Source organism: Hoylesella oralis ATCC 33269 (genome assembly GCF_000185145.2).
Lineage (GTDB): Bacteria > Bacteroidota > Bacteroidia > Bacteroidales > Bacteroidaceae > Prevotella > Prevotella phocaeensis.
In genome coordinates this window covers 707,342-726,633 of the sequence record NZ_GL833119.1, presented here as the reverse complement: position 1 = coordinate 726,633, position 19,292 = coordinate 707,342, and the positions used below count along the sequence as shown (strand labels likewise).

Annotated in this window: 14 protein-coding genes; 6 read left to right on the top strand and 8 right to left on the bottom strand. The window is 44.0% G+C overall.

The features are described from left to right. The first annotated feature begins 319 nt into the window (after positions 1–319). Positions 320–1,747, top strand: a complete 1,428-nt coding sequence (locus HMPREF0663_RS05625; protein WP_004369326.1) for a hypothetical protein — start codon at positions 320–322, stop codon at positions 1,745–1,747. A gap of 211 nt (positions 1,748–1,958) precedes the next feature. Here the strand turns inward: HMPREF0663_RS05625 and HMPREF0663_RS05620 are convergent, their stop codons facing one another. Beyond that, entirely contained in the window at positions 1,959–3,164 is a 1,206-nt protein-coding gene (locus HMPREF0663_RS05620) for an SGNH/GDSL hydrolase family protein (RefSeq protein ID WP_004369325.1), read from the bottom strand. A 193-nt stretch (positions 3,165–3,357) separates the two neighbouring features. Between HMPREF0663_RS05620 and HMPREF0663_RS05615 the strand changes: the two genes are divergently transcribed. Further along, positions 3,358–6,567, top strand: a complete 3,210-nt coding sequence (locus HMPREF0663_RS05615; RefSeq protein WP_040560263.1) for a S41 family peptidase — start codon at positions 3,358–3,360, stop codon at positions 6,565–6,567. Between the two features lie 214 nt (positions 6,568–6,781). Beyond that, positions 6,782–6,886: a ClbS/DfsB family four-helix bundle protein gene (locus HMPREF0663_RS12370; RefSeq protein ID WP_072873612.1), complete on the top strand. Its 105-nt coding sequence runs from the start codon at positions 6,782–6,784 to the stop codon at positions 6,884–6,886. 168 nt (positions 6,887–7,054) lie between these two features. Here the strand turns inward: HMPREF0663_RS12370 and gyrB are convergent, their stop codons facing one another. Together gyrB and rpsT are read right to left on the bottom strand one after the other, a co-directional pair. After that, complete coding sequence (gene gyrB, locus HMPREF0663_RS05610; RefSeq protein WP_036875689.1) at positions 7,055–9,028, bottom strand: DNA topoisomerase (ATP-hydrolyzing) subunit B; 1,974 nt, start codon at positions 9,026–9,028, stop codon at positions 7,055–7,057. Positions 9,029–9,331: 303 nt separating this feature from the next. Continuing rightward, a complete protein-coding gene (gene rpsT, locus HMPREF0663_RS05605; RefSeq protein WP_004369320.1) occupies positions 9,332–9,586 on the bottom strand; it encodes a 30S ribosomal protein S20 in 255 nt (84 codons plus the stop codon). Positions 9,587–9,800: 214 nt separating this feature from the next. Here rpsT and recO point away from each other — a divergent pair, with 214 nt between their 5' ends. Next, positions 9,801–10,529, top strand: coding sequence for a DNA repair protein RecO (gene recO / locus HMPREF0663_RS05600; RefSeq protein ID WP_004369319.1), 729 nt, complete (start codon positions 9,801–9,803; stop codon positions 10,527–10,529). Positions 10,530–10,722: 193 nt separating this feature from the next. Here recO and HMPREF0663_RS05595 read toward each other — a convergent pair whose 3' ends face one another. Then, complete coding sequence (locus tag HMPREF0663_RS05595; protein ID WP_004369318.1) at positions 10,723–11,247, bottom strand: NUDIX hydrolase; 525 nt, start codon at positions 11,245–11,247, stop codon at positions 10,723–10,725. A 471-nt stretch (positions 11,248–11,718) separates the two neighbouring features. On the opposite strand from HMPREF0663_RS05595, the gene HMPREF0663_RS05590 reads away from it, so the two are divergent. Both HMPREF0663_RS05590 and HMPREF0663_RS05585 read left to right on the top strand, forming a co-directional pair. Further along, on the top strand, positions 11,719–12,543 hold the full coding sequence (locus HMPREF0663_RS05590) for an alpha/beta hydrolase (RefSeq protein ID WP_004369316.1): 825 nt from the start codon (positions 11,719–11,721) through the stop codon (positions 12,541–12,543). A 53-nt stretch (positions 12,544–12,596) separates the two neighbouring features. Next, positions 12,597–13,856 (top strand): phosphatidylinositol-specific phospholipase C domain-containing protein, encoded by a 1,260-nt coding sequence (locus HMPREF0663_RS05585; protein WP_004369315.1) that lies wholly within the window; start codon positions 12,597–12,599, stop codon positions 13,854–13,856. Here HMPREF0663_RS05585 and HMPREF0663_RS05580 read toward each other — a convergent pair. The 4 genes from HMPREF0663_RS05580 to HMPREF0663_RS05565 all read right to left on the bottom strand — a co-directional run bounded on the left by HMPREF0663_RS05580 (position 13,846) and on the right by HMPREF0663_RS05565 (position 19,117). Beyond that, on the bottom strand, positions 13,846–14,826 hold the full coding sequence (locus tag HMPREF0663_RS05580; RefSeq protein ID WP_004369314.1) for a CapA family protein: 981 nt from the start codon (positions 14,824–14,826) through the stop codon (positions 13,846–13,848). The genes HMPREF0663_RS05585 and HMPREF0663_RS05580 overlap by 11 nt on opposite strands. Further along, on the bottom strand, positions 14,826–17,255 hold the full coding sequence (locus tag HMPREF0663_RS05575) for a DUF3160 domain-containing protein (protein WP_004369313.1): 2,430 nt from the start codon (positions 17,253–17,255) through the stop codon (positions 14,826–14,828). Before HMPREF0663_RS05575 ends, HMPREF0663_RS05580 begins: the two co-directional genes overlap by 1 nt. Positions 17,256–17,260: 5 nt before the next feature. Further along, entirely contained in the window at positions 17,261–17,755 is a 495-nt protein-coding gene (locus HMPREF0663_RS05570; protein WP_004369312.1) for a hypothetical protein, read from the bottom strand. Between the two features lie 180 nt (positions 17,756–17,935). After that, positions 17,936–19,117 carry a redoxin domain-containing protein gene (locus HMPREF0663_RS05565; RefSeq protein WP_004369311.1) on the bottom strand — a complete coding sequence of 394 codons (1,182 nt, stop codon included), beginning with the start codon at positions 19,115–19,117 and terminating at the stop codon, positions 17,936–17,938. Positions 19,118–19,292: the final 175 nt, after the last annotated feature.

The following is a 19,292-nucleotide window of genomic DNA, read 5'->3' as shown; positions in this document are numbered from 1 at the left end:
ACCTAAATAATTAATTATCAAAATATTAACAAACAAAAAGTAGGCCCACCTGACATATTTCCTACCACAAACATACCTGTCATCTATCCTCAACAGATACGGCATCTATACCATACAGGCCGTATATCTACCCCCGAAAGAAGTCTATTTAAGACCAACAGGCCGAACATCTGATGAAAACAGAGACTTTTATTTGCATTTTTAAGATTTTGATGTATCTTTGCATAAGATAGGTCTCGCCTCAACAATTTCAAGCAAACTTGTTTGTATTCGGCTTGCACTATCTTTGCATAACACGAGGTTGCACTTAAACGAACGAATGAGAAAAACCTTTTACTTCGCCCTTTCAATTCTATTGCTATGCAGCGGTTGTACGCTTTTCGGTAACCGTTCATCGGCCGAAGACGCCGAAACGATGGCCCGAAAATACCTCGACAGCGCCGTTATCTACATAGACCGTAAGGATTATCACCCCGCCATGTTGCAGCTAAAAGAGGCCGAAAAGCTGCTTCCACAGCTGAACGACACAAAAACATGCTATCGCATTTGTCAATATATAGGTTGGATAAACGAGAATAACGGTGCCGGCGAGCTTGCTCTGCACTACCAGCGGCTGGCCTTGAAGTATGCCCGAGCATACGGAAAGCCCGAATATGTGGTGGATGTTCTTATCAATCAGGCCAACACTTTCTTCGATATGAACCTGCAGGACAGCGCTCTGAAGGCAAACAACGAGGCCGCCAAGTTTTATAAACAGTCCGACAAAAGCCAACAGTCGGTTATTCAGAAAAACATAGCCTATTACGACATGCTGCACGACTCGCTCGGCCAAGCCGAACAGCATGCTTATCGAGCCGTAATGTTAGCGCAAGATTCGTCGGCTATAGGCAATGCCATGTCGCTCTTGTGCCAAATATATCTCAGGCAAAACAAAGATGAAAAGGCGCAAATGCTTATGAGTATCATGCCCCAAAACGGCAGTGCGACGCTCGAATACAACCGACTTCTTATTCGCAGCGGGCTTGCCGAACGCACCGGCAACTACCGTTTGGCACTGGAAGACATGAAGAAACTCAAAGCTCTCAACGACTCTTTGAACGCCGAACAGAAACATCTCGACATCGTGAAAATACAAAATCAATACGATAAAGAGGTGATGCAGCGCGAAAAGGCCGAACAAAAATTCGGGTTCTCGGTAGCCATCATCGGGCTTCTGCTTATCATCTTCGTGCTCACTTACTGGTATTTTCGCCGCACGCAACAACTGTACAAACGTTATCACGACCGCATTTCTGCTATAAAGGACGAAATGACAGCCCAACTGACAGCCCGAAATATCACTATCGAAGAGATGAAGCAGGCCGCAGACACCAAACTCATGGAGATAGAAAAGCTGAAGAAAAGGCTGCCTGCACAGCTGACCACGGGCACCGACTACGACTCTATATCGCAAACGAAGCTCGGCATCGACGTGCTTTACAGTATACTCCACGATGAGAACATCAGCCAGTTCGGAAAGAAAGAACAGGTGGCTGTTACAAACATCATGCGTGTTATCGACACCCGTTTGGCCGAAATCATTGCCAATCCGGCCTATGCACTTACACCAAAAGAAACGTTTTTCTGTATTATGGAGCGAAACGGCAAAGACGATCGGCACAAAGCGCAGTCATTCTGCTGCTCTGAACAAGCCATACGTTCTACCAAGAGCCGCCTCGGGAAGAAGCTCGATTTAAGTCTTTTGTAATGCCTGCCACCCCCATGTGCAGCCAGCGGCAAGAACATCCCCATCACACATTATAAATATACATAACGAACAATGCACTTAAAGGGTGTATATATTATTGTTACATGTGCACTCTAAGCACATTATTCTTAAGGCCTGCCTGCACAAAACTTCATAATCTGAAAGAATAAACCGGCAATCAGACATTCACAGGTACACGATGTTCCGCCGACTACTTTGCGCTTAACAAGAACTCTGCAGCATATCTGCCCATCACGGCATATCCCTCTGCATTGGGATGAAGCCAATCGCTCTGCCATTCTTTGCGCAACGAACAGCGGTCTTCTGTGCTTCTCATCAGCTCATCAAAGTCGAGTATTCCGTCGAATTCCTTCGAGTTACGTATCCATTCGTTTACTATCTGCCGCCCTTCTTCATGCTCTTCCGTAAAATATGCACTGCCTTTCATCGGCATAATCGTACCGCCGTATATTTTCAGATGGTGCTCATGCGCCTTTCGTATCATAATGGCATACTGTTCGATCAGGCGACGTGCCGTGTTTTTGGCGTCCTTACTCGTGCCCAAATCGTTGATGCCTTCGAAAACAATCACCTCTTTTATCCCACATTGCTGCAATATATCTCGGTCGAATCGCTCCATAGCAGGAGCACCGAGCCCCACGGTCAGCACACGATTATCGCCTATGCCGAGGTTCAACACTCCCCTGCCATGCCCTTTGCGATACAACTCTTCCGACATTACATCGGGCCATCTGTCCTGCCGGTTCGTAGTACTGTTCTTGCCATCGGTAATAGAATTGCCGATAATAGCCACGGCATCGGCATTCACATTATATACGTCTATCGCCGAAATATTGAACCAATGGTCTTCACGGAAAGCCTTCTCGAAATCGGTGCGTGGGCCGGAATTGCCTTTCAGAATATAGGAAGTGGTACGCGATCCCATGTGTACAGTGGGCTCTTTCGGCGCTACTTTGTAGTTAATGGTAACGGCTATGCGCTGCAAAGGCTTCAGATGAAAGCGCAATGGATCGGAGACAACCGTTTTCCGCGGTTCTATCGTTACGCGTTGATGCCCACCGAAACGCAGATATTCCGTAGTTTTAGGCTCTATGGCAAACGAGTCTGCAGATGCGGAGATATATACCGAACGTATCTCTACAGGCTCGGTGCTGTATTCGTTCGACAGGTGCAAACGCACAACATCGCCTCCTATCGAAACTTTAACAACCTGACGAACCGAACGATTGGTCATTTCGTTGTTGAAAGGCATATACGATTTTACCACCGGCTGCGGTGCACAAGCCCACGTGCCTACCCAATGATCGTAAATATTTTCGCCATTCGGATGCAATGGCTCTTGCGCCTGTATACCCAAGGAGCATAGCAGTAACAAGATACAAACAATTTTCTTCATCCCTACATGCTTTTAAAACCATGCAAAGATAATTACAAAAATCGGTATATCCCTGTCTTATTCTTATGAAAAACCTGCGAATTGGTATCATTACTTGTTCTATGTTCATTTTTTAACCAATACACCTTATTATATAGAATATTTTACTTATATTTGCAACCAATATTTTGTATTTAGCACAAACCATGTCGACATGAGAAAAATATGTTTATCGTTCGTATCCATAATGTTCGCCCTATCGGTAACAGCTCAGCAACATCCGTTATGGATGCGCTACAGTTCTATCTCTCCGGACGGCACTACGATTGCTTTCTCCTATAAAGGTGATATTTTTACGATACCCGTTCAGGGCGGTAATGCACGACAACTTACATCGAATGCCGCCTATGAATCTTACCCGATATGGAGTCCCGACGGGGAACGCATCGCATTCGTATCTACCCGAGAAGGCAGTTACGATATCTACGTAATGAGCAAAGACGGCGGCGAACCCAAACGACTAACCACCGACAGTGGTAATGAAATACCGATGACATGGCGCGATAACGAACACATTTTATTCGAAACAACCGGCATGCCTACAGCAAAATCGATCTATTTTGCTTCGAGCCAGTTCCCGCAGGTGTACGAAACGGATGTGAAAGGAAGCCGCCCACGCTTGGTATCTGCCGTGACAATGGAGAGCATGAGCATCAACAAAAACGGCGACATACTCTATCATGATAAAAAAGGCTATGAAGATGAGTTCCGCAAACATCATCGTTCGCCCATTACACGTGATATATGGCTGAACAAGAATGGCAAGTTTACCAAGCTGACCGCATTCAACGGCGAAGATAGAAATCCCGTTTGGGCGGCCGATGGGCAGTCTTTTTACTACTTAAGCGAAGAAGACGGCACATTCAACGTGTATCGCAGAAATGTGGAAAGTGCCGATAAAACGCAGCTGACTCGCTTTAAAGACAATCCGGTACGCTACCTTACCGCCGCTGAAAACGGCACATTGTGTTTCTGTTACGATGGTGAAATATACACGCTTCGCGAAGGAGGCGAGCCAACAAAGGTAAATATCAACATTACCGCCGATAAGAACGATGCCGACCTGATACGTCAGATAAAGACCAACGGAGCCACCGAAATCAAAGTATCGCCCTCTGGTAAAGAAATAGCTTTTGTTTTGCACGGCGATGTATATGTTACGTCGATAGACTACCGAACAACCAAGCAGATTACCGATACTCCCGAACAGGAACGTAGCATTGATTTTGCTCCCGACGGGCGTAGTATCGCGTATGCTTCGGAACGCAACGGATTGTGGCAGATTTATCAAACAACGATTAAGAACAAAGGCGAAAAACAGTTTACCTATGCCACCGATTTGGAAGAGACACAGCTCGTAAAGTCGGACTCTACCTCTTTTCAGCCGTTATACAGCCCGGATGGCAAGAGTATAGCTTTCCTTGAAAACCGCAACACCCTGCGTGCAGTCGACTTGAAAAGCAAAACCGTACGTACTTTAATGGACGGCAAGTACAACTACTCCTATTCCGATGGCGACGTATGGTGCACATGGAGCCCGGACAGCAGGTGGCTCTTGGCAAGCTATATCGGCTACGGCGGGTGGAACAATAAGGATATTGCGCTGGTAAGTGCTTCGGGTAACGGCGAAATATATAACCTTACCGAGAGCGGATACAACGATGGAAACGGCAAATGGGTGCTCGGAGGCAAGGCAATGATATTCGAAAGCGACCGTGCAGGGTACAGAAGTCATGGCAGTTGGGGATCGGAAAGCGACATGTATATTATGTTCTTCGACCTCGATGCTTACGAACGCTTCAAGATGTCGAAAGAAGAAAAGACTCTCTACGATGAAGCCAAGAAAGAAGAGGCTGCCGCCAAGGAGCAAAAGACTGTAGACGTAACGGTGAAAAAGAAGCCGAAGAAAGAAGAAATATTGAAGTTCGACCTTGATAACTGCCGCGACCGAGTGCTACGACTGACGGTAAATTCGTCGAGACTCGGTGATGCTTTGCTCAGTCCGGGGGGCGATACGCTGTATTATCAGGCCGCTTTCGAAGGGGGATACGACCTTTGGAAGCACGATCTAAAGGAAAACAAGACCGAAATTGTGATGAAGAATGTGGGAAGGGGCGACCTTCTTGCCGATAAAAACTTTAAGAATATCTATCTTTGTACAGGTAATTCCATAAAACAGATAGACATTTCGAAAGGTTCATCCAAAAACATCGACTTCGAAGCACGTTTCAACTATCGCCCGTATCAGGAACGCGAATATCTCTTCGGCCATATTTGGCAGCAGGTAAAGGATAAATTCTATAAACCCGATTTGCACGGTATAGATTGGGAAAGTTACAAGAAGACTTACGCCAAGTTCCTGCCTTATATCAACAATAATTACGACTTTCGAGACATGCTTAGCGAGATGCTCGGCGAATTGAATGCCTCTCACACCGGTGCCCGCTATTATCCGAATGGAACGAACCTGAATACTGCCGCGTTAGGATTGTTCTTCGATCCTGCATACATGGGCGACGGACTGAAAGTGGAAGAAGTTATCAAGCGCGGACCTTTTGCCGTTAAGAACACCGGAGTAGATGCCGGATGCGTAATAGAAAAGATAGATGGTGAGAAAATACTTGCCGGAAAGGATTATAACTACATGCTCGACGGTAAAGCAGGCAAACCGCTCCGTATTACTGTTTTCAACCCCTCTACGAAAAAACGCTTCGATGTAACGGTGAAGGCCATTAGCAAAAGCGCTCAACAAGAACTGTTGTACAAAAGATGGGTAGACCGCAACCGCCGGATTGTGGATAGTCTGTCGCACGGAAAGCTGGCTTATGTGCATGTTAAAGCGATGAACAGTGAAAGTTATCGTACTGTATTCAGCGAACTGCTAAGCGATAAGAACCGCCGGAAAGATGCTGTTATCGTGGATGAACGCCATAACGGAGGTGGTTGGTTACACGATGATTTGTGCACGCTCTTAAGCGGTAAGCAATATCAGAGCTTCGTTCCGAACGGTAAATATATAGGTTATGATCCTTGGAACAAATGGGTGAAACCTTCTTGTGTTATGATCTGCGAAGACGACTACAGCAACGGACACGGTTTCCCCTTTATATATAAAGAGCTCGGTATCGGTAAATTGATAGGCACCCCCGTTGCCGGAACAATGACAGCTGTATGGTGGGAGACACTTATGGATAACAGCATGGTATTCGGCATACCGCAGGTAGGCTGTCGGGATATGCATGGCAACTTCGGCGAAAATACCCAACTCGATCCTGATATCGAAATTTATAACACACCGGAAGACTATCTTAACGGTAACGATGAACAGCTAAAGCGCACCGTAGAAGTAATGATGAAAAAATAAGAACACCAATTAAAATTAACTACCGTAGAGAAATAACGTCCTTACAAACTGCCTGTACGATCCATTTTCTCAGCTGACAAACAAGCTGATTAACTATGTATACGCCTATCGATGGTTTCAAAATGTTCAAGCTATTTGCAAACTTATCGATGCTATATCAGAGGATGAACTCTTCCGCCCACACCAAAGAATATAGGCAGATGAAGCTATCCAAATGACTGTATGGGAGGTTTACAAGTTTATCCACATTAATACTGTCGCTCCCTTCTGTATGTTTAGAACGAAGATAAGAAAATGGAAGAAAGCAATGATGGAATAATTATGGATAAGAGAAGAAAGAGAAGTAGATTTTATACACAATACCATTGTCGACTTTGCAAAGCATGCAATTTGCCTACAAAAAACACCCGCTTTCAAAAGTATTTAAAATAACTTTCGAAAGCGGTTGGATATTTTCTGATAATTCCTTTGATATAAAAAGACCTAATTAAGCATCAATATTTGCATAAGTAGCATTCTGCTCGATGAATTCGCGACGTGGTTCAACATCATCGCCCATAAGCATGGAGAATATCTCGTCTGCCTCGGCGGCATTTTCAATATTTACTTGCTTCAACAAACGTGACTTTGGATCCATTGTAGTCTCCCATAACTGGTCGGGGTTCATCTCACCAAGGCCTTTATAACGCTGTGTATGGATGCTCTTTGCATCCTCATCCCCGTTTGCATACTTATCAAAAAATGCTTGCCGCTGCTGTTCGGTATAGCAATATTCGCTTACCTTATTCTTATAAGAACACTTGTAGAGCGGAGGATTGGCAATATAAAGATGCCCGTCTTCGATAACTTTCGGCATGAAACGATAGAACAATGTCATGATCAGCGTATCGATATGCGAGCCATCGACGTCGGCATCGGTCATGATGATAATCTTATCGTAGCGTAGTTTGTCGATATTTGCCTCACGATCGTCTTCTCCTTCTACGCCGAAACGCACGCCGATGCTCTGAATGATATTCATTACCGACTCCGCTTCAAACACTCTATGCCACTGCACCTTCTCTACATTCAAAATCTTTCCGCGCAACGGCAAAATTGCCTGTGTATATCTGTCGCGTCCCTGCTTGGCAGAACCGCCGGCAGAGTCGCCCTCGACGAGGAATATCTCACAATCTTTAGGATCCTTATTGGAACAGTCGGCCAACTTGCCGGGAAGCCCTCCTCCCGACATGAAGTTCTTACGCTGCACACTTTCACGAGCCTTACGGGCGGCAATACGTGCTGTTGCTGCAAGAACTACCTTTTCGCAAATCTTCTTTGCCTCAGCAGGATGCTCTTCAAGATAATTGGTCAAAGCCTCTCCCACCGCCTGTTGCACCGCTCCAGACACCTCGCTATTGCCTAACTTAGTCTTTGTCTGTCCCTCGAACTGGGGCTCGGCAACTTTGATAGAGATTACAGCCGTAAGTCCCTCACGGAAGTCTTCGCCAGCAATCTCTATCTTGGCTTTCTCGATTTGTTTCGAAATAACGGGATCGTTATCGGCATATGCTTTCAACACACGAGTAAGTGCTGTACGGAAACCCGAAAGATGAGTTCCTCCCTCTATGGTATTTATATTGTTTACATACGAATGTATATTCTCGGAGTAATCCGTATTATACATAATAGCGACTTCGATTGGAATTCCTTGTTTTTCGGTTTTCAGATAAATAACATCGTCGAAAAGATGGGTACGATGACGATCTACGTAACGCACGAACTCTTTCAATCCATCCTTAGCATGGAAGACTTCCACGCGAGGCTTCCCCTCTTCATTAGCACGCAAGTCCGTCAATGTAATCTTGATACCTGCATTCAAATAAGCAAGCTCACGCATACGACGAGCAATGATATCCCACTGATAATGGATGGTTGTAAAGATTGTCTTATCTGGCCAAAACTGTTGACGCGTACCACGCTTGTCTGTGGTGCCCATCACTTTAACTGGATACAGCGGTTTACCCTTTTCATACTCCTGCTGATATATCTTGCCATCGCGGAACACTTGCGAAAGCATATGAGATGAAAGTGCATTCACACAACTCACACCTACACCATGAAGACCACCACTGACCTTGTAAGAGCCTTTATCGAATTTACCACCGGCGTGAAGAACCGTCATAACAACCTCGAGTGCTGACTTGTGCAACTTCTTATGCTCATCAACGGGAATACCGCGACCATTATCCTGAACCGTTATCGACTCATCTTCGTTGATCGTTACCTCTATGTCGGTACAATATCCGGCCATGGCTTCATCAATAGAGTTATCTACGGTTTCATTCACCAAGTGATGAAGGCCTTTCTCACTGATATCGCCAATATACATTGCAGGGCGTTTACGTACCGCCTCAAGTCCTTCAAGCACTTGGATATTGGAGGCCGAATAATTATTCTCGTTGTTTTGAATATCTGCCATTTTCTTTACTATATATTTCTTGCAAAGATAATAAAAAAAGAACATATAACGAAATAATTTGTTACTAAAAATGCGTAAAACAAAATGATGCCCTATTATTTCCACTCATCCTTATACGCACTCGGAAAATTATTCGCATTTCGTATTTCCATTCAGTTCCTCATCATACTTGCCTGCTCTTCTGCAATAATAGTTTCCACAAATGTCGAAAAAGAAAAAACACTATAATAATTTTGCACAAATAACAAAAGGTCGCACTCCTACTGGAGTACGACCTTCGTACTAATTATACCAAGTTAGAAATTATGCCAACTTATTAATATGCAGAGCTAAACTCGATTTTAAGTTGGCGGCTTTGTTCTTATGAATAATATTGGTCTTAGCCAATTTGTCCAACATTTTCTGAACTTCGGGATAAAGCTTTACTGCTTCTTCCTTATTAGTCATCGCGCGCAATTTACGAACAGCATTACGCATAGTCTTTGCATAATATTTATTATGTAAAGTCTTAACTTTATCCTGACGGATTCTTTTAAGTGATGATTTGTGATTTGCCATCTTTAAATTCTTCTTATATTTTATGTAGTCCCTAGCAGAGTCGAACTGCTCTTTAGAGAATGAAAATCTCTCGTCCTAACCGATAGACGAAGGGACCATGCGATTTTATTTGCGGGTGCAAAGTTAGATGTTTTTTCTTTACCTGCCAAATTTTATCAAATAAATCTTTATTGTATCGCCGTTTTTTTGTATTTTCGCTTTAAAATTACTCTTCATGCTGATAAAAACCAAGGCCATAGTATTCCATTCGCTGAAATTCGGCGACGCCCAACTAATCGTTGACCTATTTACAGAAGCTTGTGGTCGCGTATCTTTCATTCAACAGATATCCAAAAATCCGAAAGCAAAAATAAAGAAACAATTCTTCCAATCATTGACGATACTCGAAATAGAATTCGACTTCAGACAGAACGCCAAACTTCAACGACTTAAAAATGCAAGAATAGAAACACCCTTTTCCAACATCCCATTCGATCCTTATAAGCTAACGATATTGCTTTTTCTTGCCGATTTTCTGTATTACAGTACTCGAAGCGAGCAACAGAACGAGCCTTTATTCCGATATATCGAGGCAAGTATTAAGTGGCTCGATGCCTCACAAGGCAACATTGCCAACTTCCATCTTGTCTTCATGATGAGACTTTCGAAGTTTATCGGCTTCTTTCCCAATCTCGACAATCACGACCATAATATCTATTTCGATCTAAGGAATGCATGTTTTACCGCTTCAGCACCGCTTCACCCCGACTTTCTTCACCCTGAGGAGGCTGCACGCATCCACACTCTTACTCGTATGAATTATGAATCCATGCACTTGTTCAAAATGACGCGAGAACAACGAAACCGCTGTGCCGAAATTATTCTCTCTTATTACAGGTTCCACATTCCGAACTTTCCCGAACTCAAATCGTTCCATATATTAAAAGAGTTATTCAGCACATAATACCGTGATAGCATGACGGGAAGGGTATTGTCAGTGCCATACCCTTACCCTATATTTCACACCTTTATAAGTATGCTTGCTTTTCGGTTTGTTGATATTGGCAAGTATTCTACCGAAATTCGGGTTTTACAAACGACACAGAATTTCGACAAACGGTGTTTTTATGGCGTTTTTCTCTGCAGAGTGGCAGAATTTATTTCTTCATGTATTCCAAGAACTGATACAGTCCTTGGCGCACAGAGCGCAGTCCGAATTGCTCCGGATGGATATCTTCGAGCTTCATCCACATACATTCAGCGGCATCGTCGGCAGCCTTTAGTTTCGACGTATCGGTCACCTCGCAGAGATAAAACATATCGAGTGTAGGAATATCTATCTCGCTATAGCGGTATTTATTGGGCAAACTGAACAGATACTTCGTACTTGTAACCTCAAGACCAGTCTCTTCTTCCACCTCTCTTCTTATGTTTTCCTCGCTTGTTTCGCCCACATCGGCAAAACCACCGGGCAGATCATACGTACCTTTTGCAGGCTCATTCTTCCGTAGTTCTACAAGAAGTTCCCCCTTACCGTTCAATATAAAGGCCGCACATGCAGCACTTGGATTAAGAAAGAACTCAAAACCGCAGTTATCACACTTCTTGCTTTTCTCGGTAGAGGCATTGAAATGATGGCTTCCACATACCGGACAATACTTAAATTTCTCCAATAAATGCATAACAAGTATTCACTTTTATGATGACAAAGATAGTGCAAATTATCGTAAAAAAGTACAATAATTTAAAATAATCATACAATTAAGTTGAAATTAAATAAAAGTATAAGAAATAAAAGCCGGATAAAATGAGACAACAGACTGATATTGTAAGCAAATCAGGAGGTATATGTAAACAAGACAGAAGTACTGTTTATCGAAGATACACATACGATGTATTTTGGTTGTGCCAAAACTCCATTGAACATATCTCACAACAAGAAAGGAACAAAAAACTTGCTTTAACTTATCAAACAAGCTGGTCTTCTCCCAACATTTTGCACAAAGAAAAACAACTTTTTATTCGAATATACAAAAAATAATGTATCTTTGCATGAAATAAACCGCACCTCAACAAATAGAAGCTGGCTTCTTTGTGTTCGGTTTGTACTGTCTTTGTTATTAAAATAACCAATAAACAATCAAAATATCGACATGAAATTATCAAGACCATTTACTATTCTTAGCTTATTGACGCTGGCGCTTACCGCCGGTGCACAGAATACTTTCGAACTGAATTTATGGAGCGGAAAAGCCCCATACGATACAGGTTTCGGTGCCGATACGGCTAAAGTGAAAGTGTTCTTGCCCGATGTAAAGAAGTCGACAGGGCGCGCTATAGTCATTTGCCCGGGCGGAGGATACGAAGGTCTTGCCATGATACACGAAGGAACCGATTGGTCTTCGTTCTTTAATAATATGGGAATAGCCGCAATAGTGCTCAAGTATCGGCTGCCGCATGGCATACCTATGGCTCCTGTCAGCGATGCCGAACAAGCCATTAAATTAGTAAGAAGAAACGCAGCCGCATGGCATATCAATGCAAACGATATCGGTATCATGGGATTTTCTGCCGGCGGACACCTCGCATCTACCATAGCTACCCACAGTACAGGCGATGCAAAGCCCAATTTTCAGGTGCTTTTTTATCCGGTAATTACCATGCAGCCGGGCTTTACACATCAGGGATCGCACGACAAGTTGCTCGGAAAAGAGGCCCAAAAGAAGGATGAACGCAACTATAGCAACGACATGCAGGTGACACGTAGCACTCCGAGAGCTTTCATAGTTCTATCAGACGATGATCATGTAGTGCAACCTGCCAACGGTGTAAACTATTATATGGAGCTTTACAAGCACGATGTACCGGCGTCGCTGCATGTGTATCCCTCCGGTGGACATGGATACGGCATGAATAGCTCGTTCAAGTATCACATCGAAATGCTACTTGAACTGAAATCATGGCTGCAAAGTTTCTGACAAAGACGTAAGAACTATAATCTATCAAAACATAAACAAAAGTAATAAACTCTATGACTCGAAAACTCTGTACCGTTCTTATCGCGTGCCTGATAAGTTCTCACAATCTGCTTGCAGATAATTGGTTGGCACGCATTAGCGACAATACATACGTGTCGCAGTTATCCATACCGGGCACACATGATGCTTCTACCGGCGAAGGGTTTACCCCCCTCGTTGCACTTTTGGGCAACCTATGTGCCTTAACACAGGACAAAACGCTCGCCGAACAATGGGACTGCGGCGTTCGGGCATTCGATCTTCGACCGGCAGTACATACACGTTTCGGCAGAATTAAGGGCTTGCATATCTTTCATGGCATCATGCAAACGAAAATAAAATTTACCGATGCCATCGATATTTTGCGCGAGAAACTTGCAAAGAACCCCACGGAATTTGCTATTGTTATTATGCGTCACGAAAACGATGCCGACAAAAATCATCCCCAATGGGGCAATATGATGAGAGAAATTCTTACTTCCGATGCCTATAAAGGGCTGTTTGCCGACTATAAACCTGACCTCACCGTGGGCAATCTGCGCGGAAAAATCCTCGTATTGAGCCGCGATATGTATAATTCAGTGCCCATCGGAGGTTACGTTAGGGGCTGGAGTCATGCGGCAGACTTCCCGAGTCAGGGCAGAGCAAGTATCTCCGGACCGTCGTCTTCGGGCTCTCTTTATGTGCAAGACTTTTATGACACCTCCGCAAACGGTGCGTTGGAAACCAAGGTGCAAGCCATTATAACGATGCTCGACTTCTCTACTGCTCGCAATACAGATAACGGAAAGCAGGCTCCATGGGTAATCAATCACACATCAGGCTATTCGCTTGTGCAGAATATATTTGGAAATGCCGTCTCTTTATCCGATGGATATCGCCACAATGCATCGGTTACAAATAAAACAGTGATTGATTATTTCGCCGATGGAAACCACACCGGACCCGCCGGAATGGTAATGATAGACTACGCAGGCGTCGATGTATCGGGCAAATACAAAGTGTCTGGATTAAGTGTTATTAATACCTTAATTGAAAATAATTTCCGTTCTAAGATGATGGAAGCCGTAATGAACGGGATCGAAGAATTGGCATATCCCAATCAAAATATCACGGTTTCATCGGAAGGTTTGATCTCTGCGAATGGTAAAATTGTTGTCTACGCTACCGATGGCACCACTGTTGCAAGCGGAATAAACACGGTTAAGATCAATCGCAAGGGCATATATATCATACATGCTGCCGGAGCAATCAAGAAAGTTGTTATTCCTTAGCCAGTTTTACGCATAACCCCGACTTGACGGGAATGGTTTCCAACTGTGCCGAGTGCTTGCTTATTTTCAGTTTCACCATACATGCAGCAACGTTCAGCGGTTTGTTTTGGTCGAATATGAAGTTACCTATGCTGTAATAAATCGCATGGTTCTTATAGATTTCTATAGTCTGTAAGGTGTGTGTATGGTGGCATATCATGCAGTCGGCACCGGCATCTATGATGCGTCGGGCATCTATCTTTTGCTGTAAAGTGGGGGAAGTGGTATGCTCGATCCCCCAATGCAGGCTTACTATAATATAACAATCGGGTTCTTGTTTCTTCAAACCGGCGATACGAGACAGTAGGGTATCTATGTTTTCTTGACTCACACAGGGGCGGTCGGGCAGGTATGCGTAGTTCTCGAGCGGCAGCCTTAACGATGCCAAAACATAGATTTTTCGCGGTTTCATCGCGATACATACCGGTTGAGAAGCCTCTCTCATGTTCTTACCCGCACCGATCGGCACCATTCCCTCGCGCACAATATTCCGCCAAGTGTCCATTAAGCCGCGTCGTCCTTGGTCTATACTGTGGTTATTCGCAAGGTTCAGGTGTGTGAAACCATGCTGACGAAGCAGTTGGAGCCACTTCGGTTCGGCACGGAAGATAAACCTTTTGTAAACAGGTGCCACGATTTCCGTCGCCGGACATTCGAGATTACCCACCACAATGTCGGAACTACGGAGCACGGAGTCTACACCTTTCGAGAACAGACGGCCGGTTCCGCCCCATTCTATGTGCTTTCTAACACCTCTGTCGAGCAAAATATCGCCTGTAAAGATTACAGTCAGCGTATCCATTGCCGATACCTTCGTCATACAAACAATACATGCAGCTATCATAGTTGCAAAACGCATGAAGACCGTATGCTTTCTGTGATCGTATTTTTTCACGATTTCATCGGTAGTTTTTGTATCACTCGGGACCATTAGCAGCCTGAACCGTAAAAGACACGATCGTTATCTTCTACCGGTATTTCGAGCGGAATAACAACCTCTTTCATCCATGTAGGCACACCCTTACGCGGGTTTGTCTTGAGTTTTTGCTGCCACTCTTCGTCCGTTAGGCGCTGTTCATCGGTCGATTGCTTAAACTCTCGGTACGAAAAAACGGCTCCGCGTGTCAGATAAAGACGATTGTTAACCTCCACAACCACATAGATTTCGTCTACCGGACCCACTGCCTCGTAAAGAATAGAGTGCTTTTCAGGCGGGTTATTAACGGCATTTGCTGTATATACATCGGCAACTACGGCAATCGATTTATCCGTTCCTTGAATATCATCCCATCCCACAAGCATCTGATCTTTATCACGTACGAGGTCTAAAGAGATATTCTCGAAAGTAGAACCGATGATTTCAATCTGCTTATATTCCTGTTCCGACAGCATATCAGACGATAACTCTTTCTTACTGATGCGTAAAAGAAACTCGGTATGGTCTATAATTTGCTCCGTAGTAGCCATAGCCTTATCGGTCAACAATCCATATTTGGTCAAGATTTCTTCCATATTGTTCACCAACGCTACGGCCTTCTTCCAGAACTTAATGTTGGGTTCAACATAACCATGTACTATAGGTTCAGGCAGTCCACCTCCTCCACATTCGGCTCCCATCGGCTGTTTAGCGTAGAGAATGGCATCATGTTTCAGCTCTGCCCATGATGCCAAAGCCGTGTTGAGCTCTTTTTTCTTCCATTGGGAAGTGAGCATAAAATAAGGAAGTCGATGGTCTGACACCGTATCATTCATGGTTTTTAACGCATCCAACCATTTTGTGGAAACGGTTTCAGACCAATCTATCTCTTTCATCTGTGCTTTCATTTTCTGAAGCATTGGCTTATAACCGCTCCAATTCTCGCCCTCTTTCAATTCTTCAAGTAATATCCGTTCGGCTTCGATGCTGCCCATAGCTGCCATAACATCCAATCCTTTGGGCGTATCTCGCTTGGTTACCGGACTTTCATAGTCGACCATCTCCTGCAATACCTCGGCATCAGGCTGATAACGTTGCGGCATCAGGTTGATTTTACAAGCGCTCGTGCGTTCGAATTTGGGCTTGATACGTGTCTGACTTCGTGCAATTTCCTCGATTTCACTGCGCAAATCAGTCATCAATTCTTGGTTCTTAAAGAATTCATCCAACGGCTTTTCCTGCTTTTTATACGCATCATACACCTGCAAAATCGTCACATTATCAGGCTTACCCATTAAAAATGTCATCGGTTCGAAGATATTGTTATAGGCTTTGAACATAGAAGGATTAGCGCCAATAGCATGGGCAATCATCACTGCCCGCTGCAGCTGTTCGGGCTTATCGGTACCGAAAGGCGCGGTTTGCAGCCACATCATAGCCCGAAAATAGCGTTTTAACAGCTCTGAACGGGTATAATGTCCACGTGGACAGAACAGGCTATAATTGAAATACACATCATGGAACTCCAACAGATCGGAAAAATTGTTTTCCGATTTCATAATTTTACCCATTTCATCGGTACATTCTTTCTTGTACGTTCCTTTCAAACCATCGGGCAATTTGCCCGAAAGAAGACCGACAGATACACCGAAATACGCCTGACACCATGCCGCATTATCTACTAAAACAGACGGAGTAGACCTATCGTTTGCCATAATCGAAAAATATCGATACATATCCCGACTCAATTGCATGAGCATATCATGGAATTTGTCTTCCTCGATCTCGCGTAGCACTGAGTCGAAATAAAGATGGAAAAGCTGTAAATAAAGATCGGTAGTTACAAAACTTGGGAAGTTACTATAGTCGTTCTTCTCGTACACATGGAACAACTGAAGCCCGTTAGACGGTACGATTGCGAAGCCTTTTTCGCCCAAAGCGGCCTTTAATTTAGGATCGAAACGCTCCACCTGATATGGGTTTATCAGGTTTCTCATATTCACAGAACCGTCTTCTCTTATATTACCATCATTTCTAACGAGTTCATCTTCGCGTTCTTGAATGCGATTAATAAACTGCAACTCTTCCTTTGTACAATGAATAGGAGCCTCGTTATAAATTCCTTCTCTATCAAAAAAGCCCCAAACTTCACGGTCTTTAGGCTCGAAACGTTTCCACATCAACGAGTCGTACCACGATGTTTGTGAGAACAAACTGCGCAGGTCGGCTTCCATAAACACATAACCTTGCCGTGCAGCAAAGGAATTACGTAGCACACGAAGCTCGCTCAGAGTGAGCTTAGACAAGTCCATATTAAGATCAATAGGCTTGTTAAGTTTCTCTACATCGATATGTCCATTACCGGGAATGATAATACTTTTCTTTTGTGCCCAAACGCTGTATATCGCGAAGAGCAATAAGATAACGGTAATAAATTTCCTCATAGTTCTTAACGATTAAATATTTTAATAGCTTTATTGCGCCCGACTTCTTTACACAAGAAACGTTCGAACGACAGGCCGAACGATAGCCAACTGTACTCGGCCACTACATATTTGCCGTCTGCAGTGGCCTCCAAACTGCGCACTTTGCCATCTGTAAAACGAAAATCCTGTAGTATTCCGCCCAATTTAGAACCCATCCAAAGCGGACGAACATACCCTCGTTTGTTCTTAAAAATAAACAATCGGTGCCCCATATCTTTATAAAAACGCGTACGTTTGACAACTCCAACTATAGCATCTGTACTGCCATCGCCGTTTACATCGCCCGTACAAAACCGATAGACGGGGTATGGAAGGCGCCATTCATCACGGGTAGAATCGGTGGTCAATACGAGTATGTACAAACTGTCGGTCTTTTTCTCAAGACGGAACTGCTGTGCATGGCAGGTACTTCCCATAAGAATAAGAGGTATGAATGACAGTAACCGTTTGCGGTACATAGTTCTTTCCAAATTAAACTATCTGTTTATCGAGCTTACATGTATAGAATATCATCGACAAATATACGCAATAAAGACAATAAACCCGTGCTCTATCTTCCATATTTTATCAAAAAAGGAAAACGCAACGCACGGACTGTTTCGTTCATACACTGCGTTTGCCATAAAAAGATCCTTATTTTAGCCACCTCGCGAGAGCAATGCCTTAACATCGGCATCTATGTCTTTGATCTGCACATCGCGCTTATATACCACGCCATCGCGCCCAAGAAGATAGAAAGTAGGTAGCTGTTGTACGTTGTAACTTATAAGATACCGGCTGTTAACTCCGTTTTCATCGCGCACGCTCACCCACGGCAGCGCTGCTGTCTGTGTCTTCCAGAAATGTTCATCGGGATCTATAGACACCTGATATATCTCAAATCCGGCTGCATGATACTTGTTGTATAAGTCGCGCAACATCATGATACGCTTGGTAGAGCCCTCGCCCGAAAACAGATGAAAGTCGAGAAATACCACTTTTCCCTTCAGGTCGGTGAGCTTGCGGGTAACTCCTTTATTGTCTTGCAGTACGATATCGAGCACACCGCTGGTATTTATTTTAGAAGCATCCAACGTCTGTGCCATCTTATTACGTATAATGCGTACATCTTTCATGCCCTCTATGGCAATGTTGTGCAGGTTCTTTCCGCGCTCTGCATCGGGATAATACGTGTCCCAACTGGTAGCAACGGCAGCAAAAGCCTTAATGTCTTCCGCACTACTACGCGGGTTGAATATCAGCGAAACGGTATTTCCAAGCCTCACAGTTTGGAACAATGCGAAGTATGCATAGGCTTTCATCGGCTCTTTATAGATATAATTCATCTTCACGTTCGTCTTATATGCCTGCATTACCCTGTCTATACTATCGTTCATGGCATCTACTCCAAGGTCGGGATTTTGTGCTATTGCGTTGATTTGTCCTTGCAACCGCATTTGCAATAGTGCCAGTTCTTTGATTTTGGAGCAGTCTTCCGATCCGCTTATCTCATACTGGTAAGCCATCGAAGGATAAGCTGCTTTTACGGTAATTGTCTCTGTAGAGTCGATAGATACATTGATTATCTGGTCTGCAATGCGCAAACGATAGAATTCCGGCGCCTCTCCGGCATCGCTCTTAAATAGGAATGTGCCGTCTGCATCGAGTTTTATCGAGTCTACAACTACCGGACCATTCAGACTCATGTTCTCAAAATAGAGCGTAGAATCCTTGGCATCTGTAATCGTACCGTCCACCTGAAACTTACGGTTGTTGCAAGAACTTACAGTTATTGCGGCCAGTACGATGGCTACAATAGAAAAGAAATTGGAAATTTTCATGCTTGTTGCATTTTCGAGTTATATGTGCAAAAATACTGTAAATAGCTGAGAAGACAAAATAAAACCGTGTTTTTGTTGCATACATGCATTGTGTTGCAGAACCGCACAGTACGAAGCGGAGCATAAACCGCACGTTCTACGCTCCGCTCCCGATAGTTGTTCCTGTACAGCTCGG